Origin of the sequence: Heyndrickxia ginsengihumi, from assembly GCF_011008565.1 — a bacterium.
Taxonomy (GTDB): Bacteria; Bacillota; Bacilli; order Bacillales; family Bacillaceae_C; genus Weizmannia; species Weizmannia ginsengihumi.
Genome location: NZ_JAAIWK010000004.1, coordinates 1 through 17,137, shown reverse-complemented (window position 1 = coordinate 17,137; position 17,137 = coordinate 1). Strand labels below are relative to the sequence as shown.

The 17,137-nt window shown below is 35.4% G+C and carries 16 protein-coding genes, 1 pseudogene and 1 riboswitch; of the genes and pseudogenes, 5 read left to right on the top strand and 12 right to left on the bottom strand.

Annotated elements, in window-relative coordinates; all coding sequences use genetic code 11:
- Positions 1 to 511: 511 nt before the first annotated feature.
- The 5 genes and pseudogenes from G4D61_RS03940 to G4D61_RS03925 form a co-directional block, all read right to left on the bottom strand.
- Positions 512 to 853, bottom strand: a complete 342-nt coding sequence (locus G4D61_RS03940; RefSeq protein WP_035355537.1) for a hypothetical protein — start codon at positions 851 to 853, stop codon at positions 512 to 514.
- Between the two features lie 122 nt (positions 854 to 975).
- Positions 976 to 1,679: pseudogene (locus G4D61_RS03935) on the bottom strand (IS1595 family transposase).
- Between the two features lie 4 nt (positions 1,680 to 1,683).
- Positions 1,684 to 1,794, bottom strand: a complete 111-nt coding sequence (locus tag G4D61_RS18615) for an IS1/IS1595 family N-terminal zinc-binding domain-containing protein (RefSeq protein ID WP_437177733.1) — start codon at positions 1,792 to 1,794, stop codon at positions 1,684 to 1,686.
- Positions 1,795 to 2,148: 354 nt separating this feature from the next.
- Positions 2,149 to 3,693 carry a gluconokinase gene (gntK, locus tag G4D61_RS03930; protein ID WP_035355540.1) on the bottom strand — a complete coding sequence of 515 codons (1,545 nt, stop codon included), beginning with the start codon at positions 3,691 to 3,693 and terminating at the stop codon, positions 2,149 to 2,151.
- A 94-nt stretch (positions 3,694 to 3,787) separates the two neighbouring features.
- Entirely contained in the window at positions 3,788 to 5,146 is a 1,359-nt protein-coding gene (locus G4D61_RS03925; RefSeq protein WP_025730403.1) for a GntP family permease, read from the bottom strand.
- Between the two features lie 320 nt (positions 5,147 to 5,466).
- Between G4D61_RS03925 and G4D61_RS03920 the strand changes: the two genes are divergently transcribed.
- On the top strand, positions 5,467 to 6,327 hold the full coding sequence (locus G4D61_RS03920; protein WP_025730401.1) for a MurR/RpiR family transcriptional regulator: 861 nt from the start codon (positions 5,467 to 5,469) through the stop codon (positions 6,325 to 6,327).
- 127 nt (positions 6,328 to 6,454) lie between these two features.
- Here the strand turns inward: G4D61_RS03920 and G4D61_RS03915 are convergent, their stop codons facing one another.
- Together G4D61_RS03915 and gltP are read right to left on the bottom strand one after the other, a co-directional pair.
- The gene (locus G4D61_RS03915; protein ID WP_025730400.1) at positions 6,455 to 6,754 is read right to left on the bottom strand and encodes a PepSY domain-containing protein; all 300 of its coding nucleotides are present in this window, start codon (positions 6,752 to 6,754) and stop codon (positions 6,455 to 6,457) included.
- Between the two features lie 127 nt (positions 6,755 to 6,881).
- On the bottom strand, positions 6,882 to 8,171 hold the full coding sequence (gene gltP, locus G4D61_RS03910; RefSeq protein WP_025730398.1) for a glutamate/aspartate:proton symporter GltP: 1,290 nt from the start codon (positions 8,169 to 8,171) through the stop codon (positions 6,882 to 6,884).
- A gap of 148 nt (positions 8,172 to 8,319) precedes the next feature.
- A riboswitch (cyclic di-AMP (ydaO/yuaA leader) is annotated at positions 8,320 to 8,469 on the bottom strand.
- Positions 8,470 to 8,678: 209 nt separating this feature from the next.
- Here gltP and G4D61_RS03905 point away from each other — a divergent pair.
- From G4D61_RS03905 to G4D61_RS03895, 3 genes are all read left to right on the top strand, one after another.
- On the top strand, positions 8,679 to 9,299 hold the full coding sequence (locus tag G4D61_RS03905; protein ID WP_025730397.1) for a histidine phosphatase family protein: 621 nt from the start codon (positions 8,679 to 8,681) through the stop codon (positions 9,297 to 9,299).
- 354 nt (positions 9,300 to 9,653) lie between these two features.
- A complete protein-coding gene (locus G4D61_RS03900; protein ID WP_025730395.1) occupies positions 9,654 to 10,064 on the top strand; it encodes a helix-turn-helix domain-containing protein in 411 nt (136 codons plus the stop codon).
- A gap of 121 nt (positions 10,065 to 10,185) precedes the next feature.
- The gene (locus G4D61_RS03895) at positions 10,186 to 10,614 is read left to right on the top strand and encodes a hypothetical protein (protein WP_025730393.1); all 429 of its coding nucleotides are present in this window, start codon (positions 10,186 to 10,188) and stop codon (positions 10,612 to 10,614) included.
- Positions 10,615 to 10,720: 106 nt separating this feature from the next.
- Here the strand turns inward: G4D61_RS03895 and G4D61_RS03890 are convergent, their stop codons facing one another.
- From G4D61_RS03890 to G4D61_RS03870, 5 genes are all read right to left on the bottom strand, one after another.
- A complete protein-coding gene (locus G4D61_RS03890; protein WP_025730391.1) occupies positions 10,721 to 11,938 on the bottom strand; it encodes a sensor histidine kinase in 1,218 nt (405 codons plus the stop codon).
- 3 nt (positions 11,939 to 11,941) lie between these two features.
- Positions 11,942 to 12,619 (bottom strand): response regulator transcription factor, encoded by a 678-nt coding sequence (locus G4D61_RS03885; RefSeq protein WP_035355543.1) that lies wholly within the window; start codon positions 12,617 to 12,619, stop codon positions 11,942 to 11,944.
- A 129-nt stretch (positions 12,620 to 12,748) separates the two neighbouring features.
- Positions 12,749 to 13,915 (bottom strand): ABC transporter permease, encoded by a 1,167-nt coding sequence (locus G4D61_RS03880; RefSeq protein ID WP_025730387.1) that lies wholly within the window; start codon positions 13,913 to 13,915, stop codon positions 12,749 to 12,751.
- Positions 13,893 to 14,603, bottom strand: a complete 711-nt coding sequence (locus G4D61_RS03875) for an ABC transporter ATP-binding protein (RefSeq protein WP_025730385.1) — start codon at positions 14,601 to 14,603, stop codon at positions 13,893 to 13,895. The genes G4D61_RS03880 and G4D61_RS03875 overlap by 23 nt, the downstream gene beginning before the upstream one ends.
- Positions 14,600 to 15,562 (bottom strand): efflux RND transporter periplasmic adaptor subunit, encoded by a 963-nt coding sequence (locus tag G4D61_RS03870; protein ID WP_025730383.1) that lies wholly within the window; start codon positions 15,560 to 15,562, stop codon positions 14,600 to 14,602. The genes G4D61_RS03875 and G4D61_RS03870 overlap by 4 nt, the downstream gene beginning before the upstream one ends.
- A 458-nt stretch (positions 15,563 to 16,020) precedes the next feature.
- On the opposite strand from G4D61_RS03870, the gene G4D61_RS03865 reads away from it, so the two are divergent.
- Entirely contained in the window at positions 16,021 to 16,935 is a 915-nt protein-coding gene (locus G4D61_RS03865; RefSeq protein WP_025730380.1) for an LCP family glycopolymer transferase, read from the top strand.
- Positions 16,936 to 17,137: the final 202 nt, after the last annotated feature.

Genomic DNA, 17,137 nt, shown 5'->3' with positions numbered 1-17,137 from the left:
CTTCACTATTTTATCAATATTTTTCTATCATGCATCACTTGTTTTTTATTTTATCTTTTATCTAAACAATCGTTCTTTTACACAATGGCTTTATTCGTTGATTTTCGCTTCAGGATGCTCGCTTTTCATGAACACGCTGAGACCTCCTTGGTGCTGCACATCTGCGGGTTTCAGCAATCTCGTTAATCTCCATACACATCTCGCACCTTCCGCTTCAATCAGCTTTGATACTTTTATAGAAACAATTTAGTTCACGAAAATAAATTGTTTCTTTACTTTCTTATTTTCGTGAATCATAGAAAAGAACAAGCTTATTTTCCGATCCTACTGTAAAGGAACGTGTCAAGAAAGCGATTTTTATAAAAGGCTATGTTAGACTATAATGTTGATTAACACATGTAAAAAATAGGTTCGGTTCTATTGGAAAAGAACTGAGCCTATTTATCAACTTGCTTTACCTAAAAAACTATTTTCACTTCCCATCTTGATTCAAAGATAATTTGCCATTCTTTTAAAAAACCTTTAAGCAAGCCCTTATAATCAATTGCCCTACACAAGTTATCCCTGCAATCCAGACTACTGCCACATCTCGTCCAAATGGTGTAAACCAAGCACCATCATTTGCTATCCATAATTTTGCTAATAAAACAGAAATTACACAAGAAATAATTTGGAATAATAGCATATAACGCTTTTTGATATACACAGACAACAAACCTGTAATTAGCATATAAATGAGCCAAGTTGGAAATAAATATCTCGCCTCTTCTCCTTTTAGATGTTGCCCATATTCATAGAAATGAAATAAAAACGCTACTGGAATTAGTGATAACACATAGTAAATGTATTTCAATTTAACACCTCTTTTCTTATTGCCCCCTTTAGTAAAAGTTCGAGCAGTTAAATTGTATATTTAAATTTAATATCATAAATTCTGTGAAAATTTCGAAATACCTTTTGATTACACAAGTTCATTTATGCAACAAATTTCTTTTTACGGAGTGTTCTATTCGTTTCTGTCATTGGATGAACACAACTTTCCACAAGAAACTGTTTGATAAACATACCATCTGTTTTAAAATGTACGCTATCGAGAAATGCAAACCACACAAGGTAATTTTGGAGATATTTTGTTGCTACGCCATTAAATCGTTGCATCCATCTTTTTAATCGACTGTGATAGTCATTGACATTTTGAATATGATACAGCCCTTTTACTCGTTCTGTCCCATCTGACTTAAAACGGTAATGTTCTAATCCTTTGCTTTTAGCATAAGTGGAAAAAGCCCTCCAAGCATCTATGCAAAGTGTGTTATCTGATGATAATTTAGAGCCAATAACCTTGTCTAATTGAGTTTTCATAATTCGCCCTTTACAAGAACACCTGAATAGGTAAATTTTTGGCGGTCTCTTGCAATTAAAACACAAACTTGTTCGTGACTGATACCACGAAACTTTGAAGAACCTCCACGTTTGCGAGGTTTTCTCCCTTCGATATTTCTTTTTCCTTTTTCGGAGTACAGAGAATACGTTTCGTCCATTTCCACTATCCCCGAAAATTTCTCGAAATCCATTTGTTTAAGGGATGATAATACTTTGTGTCTCCAGTAAAATAGGGTAACGAAATGAACATCACCAATAAGGTCTGCTGATTTACGAAGAGAATACCCTTCCAACATACATCTAATAAAGTCTAACCATTTTTTCAGGTTTATGAGTGTGGTGAAGGGGAGTTGAGGTAACATCAGTAAAAGTTTTATGACAATCTTTACAACGGTATCTTTGAAGTTTAATTTCTTTAAGTCCGAGTTTCACCCCATACTTACCAAAACGTACAACTTGCTTAGAACCACAATGTACACAAGTGTATCATCTTTATTTTTACGTTCTGTTACTTCCCGAAATACTGGTTCACTAAATGAAAATGACGCAATTGAATTAATAAAGAATTCTTTTAAACGATATTGTTCTGCTGAATTTAATTTTTTTATCTCCGCTATCAATTCTCTTAACGTCATTTCAAGAAATACAAACATACGTTCTTTTGATTATTATAGAACATTTGTTTGTTTTTATCGAATATCAACAAAATTATTTAACAAAGCCGTATAAAAAAGCCGTACAACAAATGTACGGCTTCAATCAACATTATTCATCTAAATGTTTTCTTTGATATTTGGCGATTCTATGATAATCGTCTTCCAGTTTTCTGCTTACTGATAAGAAAATCCCCATTAATTCTTCGTAAACTTTGACATTCTCTTCGATCGGCTCAAGCTTATTTGTTGAACCAACCATTTGTTCAACAACCTCAAGACTTTCGACTTCGCCAAGCGCATATAATCCTAACACAGCAGCACCAAGGCTTGAACTTTCATAGCTTTCCGGAATCATCACTTCTTGATTAAAGACATCTGCCATAATTTGTCTCCAAAGTTTCGAACGAACAAATCCTCCGCTTGCATGAATTTTTTTCGGTTCACCGACTAGTTCTTGGAGTGCGAGCATGACGCTATACAAATTGTACATAACACCTTCAAGCACAGCACGTACAAAATGTGCACGCGTATGATGTAATGCAAGTCCGAAGAAAGAACCGCGCGCCTCGGCATTCCATAGTGGTGCACGTTCACCTGCCATATACGGATGAAAAATAAGACCATCAGCACCAGGAGCGACTTGCTCTGCCATTGCCGTTAATAATTCATATGGGTCTTCTCCCCCAGCTTTTGCCTTCTGAATCTCTAACTGGCCGAATTGATCGCGCGCCCATTGGAATGTGATACCGCCATTATTGACTGGACCTCCTACTACCCAATGGTTCTCTGTTAATGCATAGCAGAACGTTCTCCCCTTCGGATCAGTGATTGGACGATCACTAACCGTACGAATGGCACCGCTCGTTCCAATCGTTACTGCTAAAACACCAGGTTTAATTGCATTCAAACCTAGATTTGATAATACCCCATCACTTGCCCCGATCACAAAGGGAGTATTCGGTGATATGTTTAATTTAGAGGCCATATCTTCATTTAGCTCTTTAAACATATATGTAGTTGGAACTAATTTTGGCAAGCGATCTGCTTGAACACCCGCAATTTCTAATGCCTCTTCATCCCATGTTAGCTTTTCAATATTAAACATTCCTGTTGCGGAAGCAAGAGAATAATCCATTACATATTCGTTAAATAATTTATAGAAAATATATTCTTTAATGCCTAGAAATTTGGCAGTCTTTGCAAAGACATCTGTATGTTCTTCTTTTAACCACATTAATTTTGCTAATGGAGACATTGGATGAATCGGTGTCCCTGTCCGTTGATAAACTTGCTGCCCTCTTGGAGACTTTTTCAATTGGTCCGCATACTTCACACTTCGATTGTCTGCCCATGTAATGCTTTTAGTAAGGGGGACACCATTTTCATCGACAGCTATTACACTATGCATTGCTGAACTAAATGAAATAAATCCGAGCTCTTCTTTTTCAATTCCGCTTTCAATCATTACTTCACCAATCGCCAACATGACAGCCCGAAAGATTGCATCGGGATCCTGTTCAGCAACTGATGGCGTTGGACTATATAATGGATATCCTTTCGACACCTTCTTCACAAATTCTCCTTTTTTTGTGAAAAGCACCGCCTTCGTACTCGTTGTTCCGATATCTACACCCAACATATATTTCCACTGCATGTCTGTCACCTCTAAAAGGGATCTTGCCCCACTTTTTATAATTCGCTTTCAAAACATATTTTTATTATTCGAATATTTCCGTCCTTCAATACTATTATACTATAGCATTAATCACGAGAATAAGAACTAAAGCAATGACTGAAAGAAGCGTTTCCATTACTGTCCATGTTTTTAATGTTTGTGTAACTGTCATATTAAAAAACTCTTTTACCATCCAGAAGCCTGCATCGTTTACATGGGATAGGATGAGTGATCCCGCACCGATTGCAAGAACAATTAATTCAATATTTACGCTGCCAGTTGCATGTGCTAATACTGGTGCCACAATTCCTACTGCTGTTGTCATTGCTACTGTAGCAGAACCTGTAGCAACACGAATAAGCGCTGCAACAAACCAAGCAAATAAAATTGGTGAGATATTTGCGCTTGTTGCTAAATCAGCGATTGCATTACCAACTCCACTTGTAATTAAAATATTTTTAAACGCACCGCCTGCACCGATCACAAGAATAATAGTTGCAGTTGGCGCCAAACATTCACCCATAAATGAGGAAAGTTGTTTTTTATTGAATCCTCGAGCATATCCGAGTGTAAAGAAGGAAACGATTACAGAAATAACTAAAGCAATAATCGGTTTTCCTAAAAATGAGCTCCACTCAGCTATAACTGAACTTTCATGGAAAACAGTACTTAATGATCCAATTAACATTAAAATCACTGGTAATAGAATCGTAATCATTGTTGTTCCGAAACTAGGCAATTTCCTATCATCTTTTTTAGAAAACTGCTCTGATAATTGTTTTGGAGGTTCTACTTTAATTCTTTTTGCGATAAAACTACCAAATACTGGCCCAGCAATAATTGCTGCTGGAAGTCCAACAATGATTGCATACAAAATCGTTTTGGCAACGTTTGCGTGTAACCCCTCAACAGCGATCATTGGCGCTGGATGTGGTGGAAGTAGTCCATGAACAGTTGATAAGCCAGCCAACATTGGGATACCAATCTTTACTAATGACATTTTTGTTCTTCTTGCAATTGTATAAAGAAGTGGAATTAATAATACAACACCAACTTCAAAGAAAACAGGGATACCAACGATAAAGGCAACAGCCATCATAGTCCAGTGAACTTTTCTTTCCCCAAATTTATTTAGCAATGTATTTGCAATACGGTCTGCACCGCCTGACTCTGCCATCATTTTTCCTAGCATCGTACCTAAACCAATAATGACTGCAATCGAGCCAAGTGTACTTCCAACACCATCTTGAATGGCGTCGGCCACTGCTGGCAATTTCATTCCTGCCGCCATTCCGAGGAGAACTGATACAACTAATAATGAAATAAATGGATGCCAATTCACTTTAGCAATAAGAAAAATTAATAGAATAATAGCTACTAACGTATAAATTAGCAAACTATTACTATGACTTAACCCAAACAAACTTTCCATTCTGCCCACTCCTAATCGATTGAATAATTTCGTGTTGATTAATGTTGCTTGATAAGGCTTACAATTCACAACAAAAAAATTTACAACTAATCTAGTAATCGGTTACATTCATTACCAGTGAAATATTTTTTAGTATAATTCAATTTTACGACAAAAATTTTTTTATTCAAGAAAAATGTTGAAATTTTTTTCAAAAAAGTGCCTGACCCCTTTTGTGCAATAAAGCACAAAAGGGGTCAGGCACCAATGGATAACGCTTTCAAATTTATTTTTTTTGTAATACAATACTATTAAGAATTATGCATAAAGGGGTATGGACAATGGGAGAAAATATGGAATCAATTCCGTGCTTGCGGAGAATTCATGCGATGTATACACAGTTTAGCGAGAAAGAAAGAAAAATAGCTGACTATATTACAAATTATCCTAATAAAGTAATTCATAGTACAATTAGCCAAGTAGCTGAAGACATGTTTGTTGCTGATGCAACTGTCTTTCGCTTTTGTAAACGGATCGGATTTAATGGCTTTCAAGCAATGAAAATCGCCTTAGCTTCTGAGATATCTACACCTGTTCAAGATATCTTTGAAACGATTCAAGAAACTGATAGTGAAAAAGAAATTGCTGAAAAAGTATTTAAGTCAAATATGAATACTTTGCAAGATACAATGCATACGTTTAATGAAAATTCTTTTCATCATGCTGTCCATATCATTTTGAATGCAAGACGAATCGAGTTTTATGGTAATGGGGGATCTGGCATTATTGCTCTTGATGCCCAACATAAATTTTTACGCACAGGCTTGCAAACAGTTGCATATACAGATACGCATTTACAAATGATGAGCGCCTCACAATTAACACCTCAAGATGTCGCAATTATTATCTCCTATTCTGGTTCTAATAAAGATATGCTGCAACTTCTTGAAGTCGTAAAAGAGAGCGGTGCCAAATCAATCGGTATAACAAATTTTGCCAAATCCCCTTTAAGCCAAAAGGTTGATGTTCCTTTATTTACTACTTCATGCGAATCAGATTTTCGCTCAGGTGCCATTTCAGCACGCGTTGCACAATTAAGTTTAATTGATGCCCTATACGTAAATGTTATGACAAAAGGAAAAGAAAAGAGCGAAAAAATATTAAACAAAATCGGGGAAGCGTTATCACTAAGAAAAATGTGACATCCTCATTATTGTTTTGATAGTTCACTGTCATTAAATACGAAAATAGATTAATCCCGTACATCGCCCTTACATGATAAAAGACTGTATATCAATTTTTATATACAGTCTTTTATCATGTTTATTACTATTCATTTACTTTTTCTATTTCGACAATTTTTCCTGTTTTTGTGTCAATCTCAAGTTTGTATATGTTGTTGGATGCCTTCATTTTTACCTCATAATAGGTATTTCCATTATCTTTTTCCAATTCTACATGGATCACTTTTCCTTTTACTCTTTTCAAGGCAATTTCTCTAGCTTGTTTTTCAGATATATGATGATGTTTTGTTTGCATTGTATTTTCTACTTTTGCATGTCCCTCCTGAAAATAAGCGCCAATACTAATCGAAAGAAGTATAGCTATTGAAAGAACTATTTTTTTCATATACTTCCACTCCTATCTTTTTTATATATTTTGTGGAAGAATTGCAAAATTATTCATGGTGCCTGACCCCTTTTATACAGTAAAGTAAAAAAGATCACATCCAATGTAGATGTGATCTTTTTTTCTATTATTTTGCTTCTGTTGCATATTCAGATTCTTTATGATCAATTTCTGCCAAATATGCTTTTGCTTTTGCTTTGTCGTATTTTCCTTCCCATTTTGAGACAACAATCGTTGCAAGAGAGTTACCGACTACGTTGACAGCTGTTCTTGCCATATCCAGAATACGGTCAATACCTGCGATGAATGCAAGTCCTTCTAATGGAATGCCGACTGAACCTAATGTCGCCAATAATACGACGAAGGAAACTCCTGGAACTCCCGCAATCCCTTTTGAAGTAACCATTAATACCAACACAAGTGAAATTTGGGCACTAATAGATAGATGAATGCCATACATTTGTGCAATAAATAATGCTGCAAGCGATTGATAAAGGGTAGAACCATCTAAGTTAAAAGAATAACCAGTTGGAATAACAAGTGACGTAATTGATTTAGGGCAGCCGAACTTTTCCATTTTCTCCATTAATTTCGGCAGAACTGCCTCTGAACTTGCTGTTGAATACGCCAATATTAATTCATCTTTTAAAATTTTAAAGATATTAAAAATATTAATTCCAACAAGTTTTGCAATTAACCCTAGTACGACGATAACAAAAAAGATAATTGTAATATAAACAGTAATAACGAGTTTACTTAATGGGATTAAAGAAACGAGTCCAAATTTTGTCACAGTTACACCGATTAGAGCAAAAACGCCAATTGGTGCTAATCTCATAATTAAATTCGTAATATAAAACATCGCTTCACTAACACCTTGGAAAAAGCGAAGAACAGGTTGACCTTTCTCCCCAATAGCAGCTACACCAACACCAAACATAACTGAGAAGAAAATGATTGGAAGCATATTTCCTTCCGCTAGTGATTCGAATAAATTCGTTGGAACGATACTTTCAATTGTAGCTACAAAACCTTGCTCATGTGTTTGCTTTTCTGTTTGCACATAACTGTTAATATCTGTTTTCGTTAATGAACCCATATTAACACCTGAACCAGGATGAACCAAATTAGCTGATAATAATCCAACAATGATCGCAATCGTTGTCACGATTTCAAAATAAATCAGTGCTTTGAGCCCTAATTTACCAACTTGCTTTAAATCCCCTGCCCCAGCTATACCAACAATTAGACTTGACACTACGATTGGAATCACAATCATTTTGATTAATCGTAAGAAAATATCCCCAAATGGTTGCAGAAAGTTGGCTACTTGATCACTGCCATGAAAAACAGCCCCAATGATAATGCCAAGTATTAAGCCAATAAAAATTTGCCAAGCTAAGCTTATCTTTCTCATAAAAACCCCTCCTAGATGTTATATATAATGATACTGATTTCAGTAATAGTAGAATGTTAGATTCTACTATACATATTACTGTAAAAAAAAACTACGAAAGAGAGATCCTTCGCAGTAAGCACTTGAAAAATACGTGTTACTAGACACGCATGACTCTCTCTAGACGCTTACGAGGTTAGCTGACGGATTAGGGAATAAAGAGTCTCCCCACCTATAAAAGGTTTCACCCCAAATGTACAAACATGTACAAAAATTGGTTCCCCCGCTTACAAAAAATGTAATTGAGCGATATTATGGAATTGTGCAAAATGTTTGGTTCATCTCTACTAACTATTATAGTACTATAGCTAGCATCCTGTATTATTATATAATAGATGATTATATCTTATCAATTATTAATTTTTGGATTAGAAAAAATTATACTTCTTCTATCATATTTTCTTCATTGTCCGTGATTTGCTACAATAAAGATAAAGTTTTACAGAAAGAAGATGAAAAGAGGTTAATATGACAACTTTCTATTTAGTACGACATGGTCAATCAGAATGGAACGCACATGACAATAAATATTGCGGATTAAGTGATATTGGCTTATCTGAACTTGGAAAAAAACAGGCTCTTCAAGCTGGTGAATATTTGCAAAATGTGGATTTTGATGCAGCATATTCTTCCACATTGTCTCGTGCATACGATACTGCCCGCTTGATTTTACAAAATAGAGAAATTACTGTACAACAAGATGCCAGAATTGTTGAGACTGATTTTGGCTTATGGGAAGGAAAAAAGTTAGAAGATTTCTCCAAGGAATACCCAGATAATTGGAGTCATTGGTTAGAAGATCCATATACAACAAGGGCTGGAATTGAAGGCGAAAATGGCAGTGAGGTTTATAAACGGTTCCGCGCATTCATTGATGAAAAAACAGAACAGCATCCGAATGAAACAATCTTAATTGTCGCCCATAGTTTAGCCATTAGATTTTTTGTTGCGGGGACACTTGAAATACCGTTTCGCAATTATCGTATGATTCCCCAAGAAAATACGGGAATTACCATCTATAAAAATTCAGATGATGACAGCCGTTTTCACGCCATTAATGTAAATACCCATTTACAAAATTTGAAATAGCATTACACGGCAACCACGAACCCCCGAATATAATCATATTCGGGGGTTTCTCTCGAAAAGAAATGAAACTTAACTCTATAAATATTAAAAAATAACGAAATACATGATAAACTAATATTAGTATAATGTAAAAAAAAGAGTTACAGGACGACAACTAATAATTTGGCGAATTTGAGGCTTTATAGTGAAGATAAAGTTTCTTAGTTTTGGCATGACTTTATCCTGTAACTCTTATCAACGTTTTTAATAATCTTTATTAAAAGATTAACCACAAAATAATTTCTTTAATCATATATTAACACAATTATTTTGTGTGTCAACTTAATTTTTGAAATTTTTAAGGAGAATTATACTATGCCAGACAAAAAAGATAGAAGCATAGATGAGCTGAAACAATTTTTTGCTACTCGATTAAAAAAGATCCGTGAAGATCGCGGATATACTCAGCCCGAACTTGCTAAATTGATTGGCACAACAGATCGGAATATTTCAAATTACGAAACAGGATACAGTTTTCCTTCTATTAAAGTTCTATATGAAATATCACGGACACTGAAAGTTTCTGTTGACTATTTATTAGGAATTACTAATAATCCGGAAATAAATGAACCAAGTGAACTGATCAGCTCTTCTGAGAAAAAACTATTAGATACACTTAGCCATAATGAAAATTTTTATCAATTGTTATTGAAAGATCCAGAAAAAATGACAGACCGTATTTATCGTACTTGGAACTTAATTCGTGAAATTGATGAACAAGAATAAATAATTCTCGGGAAAACCTCTTCTCCTTTTTAAGTGAAAATTAATGAAACTATTTCATAATAGGTGTTGAAGTCCATACCTACAACAAGTTCATTATTTTATAAAAAGGAGAGTATTGAAAATGTCACAGACAGTGAAAGCCCATTTTTGGATAAGCCTCATTACTTCCATCTTATTATTTCTTCAAGGGGGATTAGGAATTTATTCGTATTTTTCAACTTCCCATATGAAAAATAACATGTCGCGGCCATCCGGAATGATGCAACAATATGGAAATAACAATAGTAATAATAGTTCCAGCAGTAGTTCAACTAGCAGTTCAAACAGTACAAATAGTTCAGGAGAAATGAGCGGCGGATACGGAAACCGCCAAATGGCTGGAATGGGAGCTGGAGGAGTGCAAAGATATAACAATTCCTTCTCATTAATGAGAATCGAATCCAGTATCATTGGACTGATTATTAATATTGTCTTCCTATTATTATCTATAATCGGTTTTGTTTTATCATGGAAAATTAGCCGTAACAGCAAAGTCCAAATTGAAAGTTAATCTCAAAGAATATGTGAGCTTTTTACGCTCACATATTTTTTTATCTTATATACATTATTAAAAAGGGACAGATATGAGTTCATTCCATCACATCTGTCCCTTTTAGCTACTTTATTTTCTTTTTCGAAAAAGTAATAATAAAGGTCGTACCTTCCCCAAACTTACTCTCTACTTTAATTTTCCCGCCATGTTTTTCTACAATCCACTGTGCAATTGAAAGACCTAATCCTAAGCTGTCGGTCTTCGTTCTCGACTTGCTCACCTGATAAAACCGGTCAAAGATTTTTACCTGGTCTTCCTCTTTAATGCCAATCCCATTATCTTTCACCATCAATCCTACGTGGTTCTTCTCTTCAAAACAAGAAAGTTGGATGGTTCCGTGTTCATCTGTATATTTCATCGCATTATCTAGTAAAATAACAATCAGTTGATGAATACGATCACGATCACCGATAAACGTAATAGGTGGAGCAGACTTTAATACGATTTCTTTTCCTTGAATAGATGCCACTTCTGAAAAATGCTCGGTAATCTCTTTTAATAATTCATCCAAATAGAATTCTTTCTTTTCAATTTCAATTTCATTGGAATCTGAACGTGCTAATGTAAGCAAGTTCGCCACTAATTTAGTCAAACGTCTGCATTCTTTTAAGACAACAGAAATATTAGAAATTTGATCTTGGATGGTTGCCGCTGGTTTTTGGAGCAATAATTCAGCTCGCGACTGAATAACCGCCAGCGGTGTCCGGAGCTCATGTGACGCATCAGAAACGAATTGCTGCTGTTTCTCCCATGATCGCTTAATTGGTTTTAATGCCCGCTCGGCTAAAATAAAACCTGCGATTACCGCAAAGATGCCCGCTAAAACACAGCCGATAATCGTAATAAGCATAAGCTTGTGAAGCATCATCATTTCTCCATCAATATTTTCTACAAATTGCAATGTAACTGTCTTACCTTGGACAATGGCTTTTACAGAAAAAGTACGAAAATACGAATCGTCTACTTCTATATCTTGAAATTCGTTCATTTGATGGGGCATAAACTTAGATGCGTTTTTTTCAAAAATATACTCATCAGGACCATCTATATTACTAATGATTTTATCGTTACCCCAAATTAATAGCCGCAATCGTGGATCATGCATTTGTTGAACTAGCCCTGCTTTTTCAACACGATGAATGGCATCCATAATATTGCGATCAACATCATCAAACATATGGTTTCTGACATACATATAAATAACGCTTCCTAATACACTGATTAGTAAAATAAACACGCATGAATTCAAAACCGTTAATTTTATTCTTGTTTTCTGAAACATATATTATTCAGTAGGCTCCTTTAGCAAATAGCCAATCCCTCTTACATTTTGAATATCTTTGTGATATCCAAACGGCTCTAATTTTTTCCGTAAATGATGAATATACACTTCTACAATTGCAACGGTTGTATCCGATTCAAACCCCCATATGCGGTCAAAAATTTGCTCTCTAGTTAAAATATGACCGCTATTTTGAACTAAATACTCTAATAATTCATACTGTTTAATTGTTAGTTTAAGTGGTTTCCCATCTATGTTTATTTCTTTTTCCTTACCAAATAGCTCAATACCGCGATAGCGTAATGTATGATCAATCGTTAAGCTGCCCGATCTTCTTAAAGATGCACGGATTCTTGCTTTTAATTCATCTGCTTGAAAAGGTTTGACAATATAATCATCACCGCCAATCTCTAAGCCTTTAACACGGTCTTCTAGAGAATCTTTTGCTGTCACAAACAATACAGGCGTCATAATTTTATCATGGCGTAAATGCCGTAAAATTTCAAATCCATCTATTTCAGGAAGCATCACATCAAGAATAATAATGTCGTAAATATCTTGCTGCGCCATATAAAGGCCATCATCCCCCGTTGTTGCAATTTCAACTTCGAATTCATCTTGTAAAAATTGCTTCATAGAATCTAATAATGACTCATTATCTTCTATTATAAGTAGTTTCATGTTCTCTACCTCCATTTTCCCAATTATAACAAAACAGTTTCTATATATTGAAGATTTTCCCGGCGTTTTTTAAAAAGGGCCTGATACTTGAATATCATTCACAAATGATATTCGTATCATGCCCTCGTTTTATTCGTACCTTAAAGCTTGTATTGGATTTAATTTTGATGCTTTATTTGCCGGGAATACACCGAAGACTATGCCAATGACAACTGAAAAGGCAAAGGCTAACAATGTTACTGGTATAGACAAAGCAACTGTTGTACTTGCAAACAGCTCATAAATTTTGATGGCTATAAAGGCTATGCCAATACCAATTAATCCTCCGAGCGCGCTTAAAACAGTCGCTTCAATTAAAAACTGCATTAATATATCTTTTCGTTTCGCTCCAATTGCTTTCCGAATGCCGATTTCTTTTGTTCTTTCTGTAACGGACACAAACATAATATTCATGATTCCAATACCACCAACTAACAAAGAAATACTTGCAATACTTCCGAGCATTAGTGATAACGTACTAGAAACAGAACTCATTGTATCCATAACATCTTGTTGATTGACGACACTATAACTATCACTGTCATGGAAAACAGAATACAGTGAACGATTTAATTCATTTTCAGCAAATGTGACCATGTTTGAATTTTGTGCTTGTACATAAACGGATTGAATACTTGTCGATTGTAATAATCTTTCTGCTGTGCTTAATGGAACAATGATTGTATTATCGCCGCTGCTTCCCATTGAGCTTCCGACCGATTTTAGAACACCGACAACTTTATAAGAAGTACCATTTAATTGAATTTGTTGCCCAATAGGGTTATCTGCCCCAAATAATGTTGTTGCCGTTTCTGATCCAATGACAGCCACTTTTAACCTTAGATCGTTATCGATGTCTGCTAAAAAACGGCCATTTTGGACAGTTGTATTTTTGATCGTTTGATAGGATGCCGTCGTTCCTACTACATTAATCGTAGAAGATGTTCTGTTATATTTTGCTGTCACCCTGCCGCTAACGACCGGAGCAACATTTTTAACGCCACTTAATTTTTTTAGTGCATTCACATCATCTAGTGTAAAATCATTACTATCTGAATCTTGGACAGTAACGGTCAATAAATTTGTTCCGAGACTATTAATTGAGGATGTAACAGATTTTGTACTGGACTGTCCAATCGATACAAGGGCAATGACGGATGCAACACCAATAATGATCCCAAGCATCGTTAAAATAGATCTTAATTTACTCGTTTTAATATTGATAAATGCCAGCTTAAGAGAGGGCAGAAGTTTCAATGAAATTACCCCCGTTCTCAAAGAGCTGCCCGTCTTTTATTTGAACAACCCTTTTTGCTTGTTTTGCGACACCTAAGTCATGTGTAATCAAAATAATTGTACGTCCTTCTTCATTTAAAGCCTTTATCACTTCCATAATTTCTTGACTGGTTCTACTATCTAACGCACCTGTTGGCTCATCTGCCAGCAAAATCGGCGGATTACAAATTAATGAGCGTGCAATGGCGACCCGTTGCTGCTGTCCACCTGATAACTGTGTTGGAAGATGGTAGGCACGATCAGCAAGCCCAACTTTATTCAAGCACTCCTTCGCCCTTTCAACACGATCATGTTGGGAAACTCCTTGATATAATAATGGCAATGCAACATTTTCAATCGCACTTAATTTCGGGAGTAGATTGAAGTTTTGAAAGATGAAGCCAATTTTTTGATTACGAATCGTAGCTAATTGGTTATCATTCATTTTCCCGACATGTTGTTCTTCTAGTAGATACTCTCCTGAATCAGGTTTATCTAAACAGCCAATCATATTCATTAATGTTGATTTCCCCGATCCCGACGGACCGATAATTGCAATAAATTCTCCCTTTTCAATATGAAGGGAAACTCGGTGAAGAGCCGTCACGGTCTCTCCACCAATTTTATATGTTTTTACCATCTGTTTAATATCAATTAATGTTTTACTCATCTGCTTGCCCCTCCACTTCGGAAGCCTCCGCCTGACATTCCTCCACTGAAGCCTTGCATACCGCCGCTCATTCCACCCATTCCACTTCCGCCATATCGTCCTTGACCGGAAGTAGAAGAACTAGATGAACTGCTCTTAATCGTTGGCAATACAATTTCTTGTCCAACAGTTAAGCCGCTTGTAATTTCAATATTGTCGTCATTATTAATACCAACCTTAACAGCTTGCATACTTGTGCTTCCATCTGAATTCTTCACAACAACATATTTTTTAGTTCCATTCGTATGAACAGCATCAACTGGAACGTAGACGACATTCTTTTTATTAGCTGTGACGATATTAGCTTCAGTAGTCATACCAACCTTAATATCTTTCGGATTTTCAATAGAGACAGTCACTTCAAATGTAGAAACACCGTTTGTAGAAGTACCTTCTTGTGCTACATCTGTTACTTTTCCCTTGAATGTTTTATCCTCTATTGCACTTAATGTAATCGTTGCATCTTGATCTTTCTTGACTTTATTAATATCAAGCTCGTCTACATTAATTGTCGTTTCCAGATCACTATAGTTTGTAATATGAGCAACAACCTTACCTTGGTTTACTTTATCGCCGCTTTCGACATTAAGACTTGTAACTGTTCCTGAATTTGGTGCAGTAATTGGGTCACTGCCATCCGTAAAAGTAACAAGTTCATCACCTTTCTTAACCTTGTCCCCTTTAGAAACGAGTACTTCGTCAACAGTTCCCATCGTATCAGATGTTACATCTTTACTACTCGCAGACTTAACAGTACCGGAACCACTTACTGTTACTTTTAACGAACCCTTTTGAACTGTGGATGTTTGTGTTTGTTGTGCAAATGTCTGCCTGCTACTCTGTTTATGTTTTATATAAAAGAATGAACCTCCTCCTATGATCACAATGAAAATAACAATAATCACTAACCACTTCTTCATAATTGTTCTCCTCTCATACTTGATTCACAAGCCAAGCTTTTCTTGATGAGTCTATTGTCCAATTTCTTTCTTAATTTTTTCTTAATCAAAATTAAAACGATAAAAAAAGCATTCGCTGAATGACACATAAAATTGCGAATGCTTTCCATACTAATTGTATACTTCTTAAACTATACTTTTTTCTTTCACACTGTTATAGCGAACAAAAAAAATTCCGGTTTATGTATACCGGAATCATTTTTAGCTAATGTTTAATAAAAAGGGAAAAAGGGTTTAAATCCTGCAACATTTATAATGATAAAGGGAAAATCCTAAATTAGTGTTAAAACAACATAATAATTCAATGAGAAAAGTTTTCGTAGCATTTCATCCTCTGCAAATTTAATGTCCTATTTTGGAGAATCATGCTATAATCTGCTATTATGACACTATTTTAATTTAAAGAGAGGAAAAAACGCATGAAAAAAGTCCTAATTACGATTTTGAGTGTTATTGGGATTATCATTGTTGCTGGTGGAGGATATGCCTACTATCTTTACCATTCTGCAAAGGAAACAGCCGATAAAATGCATGAATCAGTTAACCTTGGTAAATCACATACAACACCTAAATTAAATTCCAAAAATGCGCCACCGATTTCTATTCTTTTGCTAGGCGTCGATCAACGTAAAAATGATGTCGGACGTTCAGATACGATTATTTTTATTACATTAAACCCAAAAACAGAAAAAATGCAAATGGTCAGTATTCCTAGGGATACTCGAACAGAAATTGCAGGCCGCGGTACTATGAACAAAATAAACGCTGCATATGCATATGGTGGTACGAAAATGGCTATTCAAACAGTGGAAAACTTCACAAACGTACCAGTCAACTATTATATACGAGTGAATATGCAGGCACTAAGCGCGCTTGTCGATGCAGTCGGAGGAATTACAGTTAATAACAAACTTGACTGGTATGATGAAGGATATTATAAAAAAGGTTATCATTATCACAAGGGCGAATTACATTTAAATGGTAAACAGGCGCTCGGTTATGTAAGAATGCGCCACCTTGATCCGAATGGTGACTTTGGACGAAATCAACGTCAGCGTCAAGTTATTGAAGCCATTATTAAAAAAGCAGCGAGCATAAAATCTGTCACACGCTTTAATGAAATATTTAATGCTTTAGGAGACAATGTTAAAACGAATCTAACATTTGACGATATGATGAAGATCCAGTCTAATTATCGCGGGGCAAGTAAAAACGTTGAACAATACGAAGTGCAGGGAACAAGTGAAAAGATAAACGGCATTTATTACTTATCTGTTCCAGATTCCGAAAGATCAAAAGTAACGAACATGTTAAAATCAAATTTGCAAAAATAAGGAAGTCCTTTCAAAAAAGACCGGTCCTTTATAAAGAAAACCCGATGGGATACTTGATATGCTCCCCTTTAGGTAGACAGATTAAAAAATAAAAATCTGGCTGCTTATGGGGGAGTATTTGTTATGTCCAAAAGATCTTACTCTGCAGAAGAGAAATACGAGATATTAAAGGAATTAGATGAGCATTATTCAACATATGATC

What these genes read in the sequence shown, in the direction of transcription:
- gntK (WP_035355540.1), bottom strand. Translation starts at nt 3,693, where the DNA reads ATGCAGTGGAAATATATGTTGGGTGTAGATATCGGAACAACGAGTACG.
- G4D61_RS03925 (WP_025730403.1), bottom strand. Translation starts at nt 5,146, where the DNA reads ATGGAAAGTTTGTTTGGGTTAAGTCATAGTAATAGTTTGCTAATTTAT.
- G4D61_RS03920 (WP_025730401.1), top strand. Translation starts at nt 5,467, where the DNA reads ATGGGAGAAAATATGGAATCAATTCCGTGCTTGCGGAGAATTCATGCG.
- G4D61_RS03915 (WP_025730400.1), bottom strand. Translation starts at nt 6,754, where the DNA reads ATGAAAAAAATAGTTCTTTCAATAGCTATACTTCTTTCGATTAGTATT.
- gltP (WP_025730398.1), bottom strand. Translation starts at nt 8,171, where the DNA reads ATGAGAAAGATAAGCTTAGCTTGGCAAATTTTTATTGGCTTAATACTT.
- G4D61_RS03905 (WP_025730397.1), top strand. Translation starts at nt 8,679, where the DNA reads ATGACAACTTTCTATTTAGTACGACATGGTCAATCAGAATGGAACGCA.
- G4D61_RS03900 (WP_025730395.1), top strand. Translation starts at nt 9,654, where the DNA reads ATGCCAGACAAAAAAGATAGAAGCATAGATGAGCTGAAACAATTTTTT.
- G4D61_RS03895 (WP_025730393.1), top strand. Translation starts at nt 10,186, where the DNA reads ATGTCACAGACAGTGAAAGCCCATTTTTGGATAAGCCTCATTACTTCC.
- G4D61_RS03890 (WP_025730391.1), bottom strand. Translation starts at nt 11,938, where the DNA reads ATGTTTCAGAAAACAAGAATAAAATTAACGGTTTTGAATTCATGCGTG.
- G4D61_RS03885 (WP_035355543.1), bottom strand. Translation starts at nt 12,619, where the DNA reads ATGAAACTACTTATAATAGAAGATAATGAGTCATTATTAGATTCTATG.
- G4D61_RS03875 (WP_025730385.1), bottom strand. Translation starts at nt 14,603, where the DNA reads ATGAGTAAAACATTAATTGATATTAAACAGATGGTAAAAACATATAAA.
- G4D61_RS03870 (WP_025730383.1), bottom strand. Translation starts at nt 15,562, where the DNA reads ATGAAGAAGTGGTTAGTGATTATTGTTATTTTCATTGTGATCATAGGA.
- G4D61_RS03865 (WP_025730380.1), top strand. Translation starts at nt 16,021, where the DNA reads ATGAAAAAAGTCCTAATTACGATTTTGAGTGTTATTGGGATTATCATT.